This is a genomic window from Metallosphaera yellowstonensis MK1, assembly GCF_000243315.1.
Taxonomy (GTDB): Archaea; Thermoproteota; Thermoprotei_A; order Sulfolobales; family Sulfolobaceae; genus Metallosphaera; species Metallosphaera yellowstonensis.
Genome location: NZ_JH597752.1, coordinates 1 through 2,261, shown reverse-complemented (window position 1 = coordinate 2,261; position 2,261 = coordinate 1). Strand labels below are relative to the sequence as shown.

The following is a 2,261-nucleotide window of genomic DNA, read 5'->3' as shown; positions in this document are numbered from 1 at the left end:
CTCGTAAAGGTCTACAAGGGCATCGTAGGGGTGTCCTTCATATCCCAGCCTGTCGGCGACCTCTTTCTCCAGCTCCACAATCCTCCTCAGGTAGGGCTCGAAGGACTTAAAGTCGGATCTCCTTCTCGCTTCTCTCCACACCACTGCAGACTGTGAGGCCAACCTGTCCAACTCCTCTGTGATCTCCCTGGGGACTGCCCTGTAGAACCTGACGCTTCTCCTCAGCACCCTAACTACACCCCTCCCGAAATCGTCCAGATCCTCGTCCCTGACTTTGTCCAACTTGTCTGCGAGGGAGAGTGTTAGTTCCCTCACGACGGTGGAGATGTTAGCTATGGCCTCCCCACGCAGTTGAGAGTCGTCCTCGGGCATGTAAGTCTCCAGGTCCCAGCCCAGTAAGCTTGACGCATAGTTTAGTGCCCATATCCTCCTGTACTCTTCCAGGATCTTGTCTAGCATGTTTGGATTTTCCCTCACAGAGTAATATTTTTTTGCTAACCCGTTTGACCGTATAACGTCATCAAACGTTGAACAGCACCAGGCTGAATCTTTTTTCCACTTGTAGAAATACAGCAGTTATGGGACTTTAACGTAACTTAAAGATTCTCATCAGCCCCGGCGGTCCGCCTAAATGACGTTCAACGAACCTGAGGAACGCCTCACGCTCCTCAGGTTAAGAGCCCCCACCAGCTCCCTGACGACGTTGGTCATGATGGTGAAGATCGTGAGGTACCCCTGAAGCCTCTCCCTCCTCCAGAACGAGGAGTCCTCCAGTCCCAAGGCCTTGACGTCCCTGTGGAGCTCCTCGATCTCCCACTCATCCTCATGCCTCCTCGATCTCCTCCTGCTGAGCGAGAGGTCGGTCGTGTAGAGGTACTTCACGTGTGTCCCGGAGTCACGTTTATATTCCCGGACTAGCAACTTTACCGTAATCGCTTGGCCTCCCAGGGTCAGGTCGGCGTAGTAGAGTCCGGGGGGTAGGTCTCCCACTCGGAGGTGTCCCTCCACCTCCTCGAGGGTCCCCTGGACCGACTCGACCCTGAGGAGCCTCCGGTTGGACTTGAGCTCAGACACCACGTTCTCGTTCACGAGCTTCTCGGACCAGTACCACGAGTCGAAGAAGACCCTGGACACGCGGAAGTGCTCCTTGAGCACGTCCAACATCTCCCTGGCCAAGTCGATCTTGGTCTTGAACTCGGTGACCATCCCCAAGTCCAACATCTTCCTCACGGCGTAGGGGAAGGCTCCCACCATGAACGCCCTGCCCGTGGAGAGGTCCACTATGGCGACCGTGAGGAGCTGCACGCCCCTCTCGAACCTCCCGTGGGCGTGGCAGTAGATCCAGTAGTTCTCAGGGGCTCACGTCCTTCCCCCTGGAGTACTCCTTGTGGTCCACGGTGTCGTCTATGATTACGGCCACCTGACCCTTCACCAGCCCCGACAGGACCTCCAGGTAGTCCCTCCACGCGCCGTCGAGTTCTCCCAACGCCTCCAGCAGGTTTGCGTAGTCCAACCCGAACGTCTCAGCAGCATTCCTCACGCTGGACCTCCCACCTAGCAGGACCATCAAGACGAGTGCCAACCCGACCTTCCTGCTCCTCCCGTTCCTCCTCACTATGCCCAGGACCTGGTTGACCGCCTTGATCAGATCCTCCTTAGCGTACTCTACCTGTCCCTTTCTGTTCGTCATCTTCATCTTTTCAGCGAGACGACGTCTAAAATTAAAAACTTCTCGCTAATACCGACTTCTTCGTATTACCTCCCTAAGATTCCCATAACTGCTGAGAAATATTTTTGCATTCATTTGATAACATTATTTATAGATAAGGACGCTCTCACTCGATGTGGGCTCTGCCCAAAAGGGTGAGAGCGATGGCAGAGATACGAGCTCTGTGCCGTTGGGCTCTAAGGAGTCCCATGACCCACACGCGACCAGAATAAGCATGTGGTTGAGGGCTAAGTCCCTCACTCGATTATGATTCAAGATAAAATGATTGAAATGAAAGTGTAGGGACAAACGGAACTCCAGAACAACCAGCTGCGAGCAACTGAGACACGTGTAGGGGCAACCCTCGGGAAGTTCGTCGTCTGTCGACGATACCCTAAGTGCTTGGAATGCTAAGGCATAAATGTGGTATCTAAATTATAATATTCGTGGTACCACTTTTTGTCGACAGAAAGAGGGAGTTGGAGTTCCTGGAGCAACGTTACAAAGAGGACGGGGCTCAGCTCATAGTGATCTACGGGAGGAGGAGGATAGG

3 pseudogenes are annotated in these 2,261 nt (G+C 53.9%); 1 reads left to right on the top strand and 2 read right to left on the bottom strand.

The features are described 5' to 3' along the window. Together METMK1DRAFT_RS00015 and METMK1DRAFT_RS00010 are read right to left on the bottom strand one after the other, a co-directional pair. A pseudogene (locus tag METMK1DRAFT_RS00015) lies at window positions 1-459 on the bottom strand (carboxypeptidase M32); the annotation flags it as partial. Window positions 460-586: 127 nt separating this feature from the next. Continuing rightward, window positions 587-1,690 (bottom strand): annotated as a pseudogene (locus tag METMK1DRAFT_RS00010) (transposase). A gap of 133 nt (window positions 1,691-1,823) precedes the next feature. On the opposite strand from METMK1DRAFT_RS00010, the pseudogene METMK1DRAFT_RS15790 reads away from it, so the two are divergent. After that, window positions 1,824-2,011 (top strand): annotated as a pseudogene (locus METMK1DRAFT_RS15790) (hypothetical protein). Window positions 2,012-2,261: the final 250 nt, after the last annotated feature.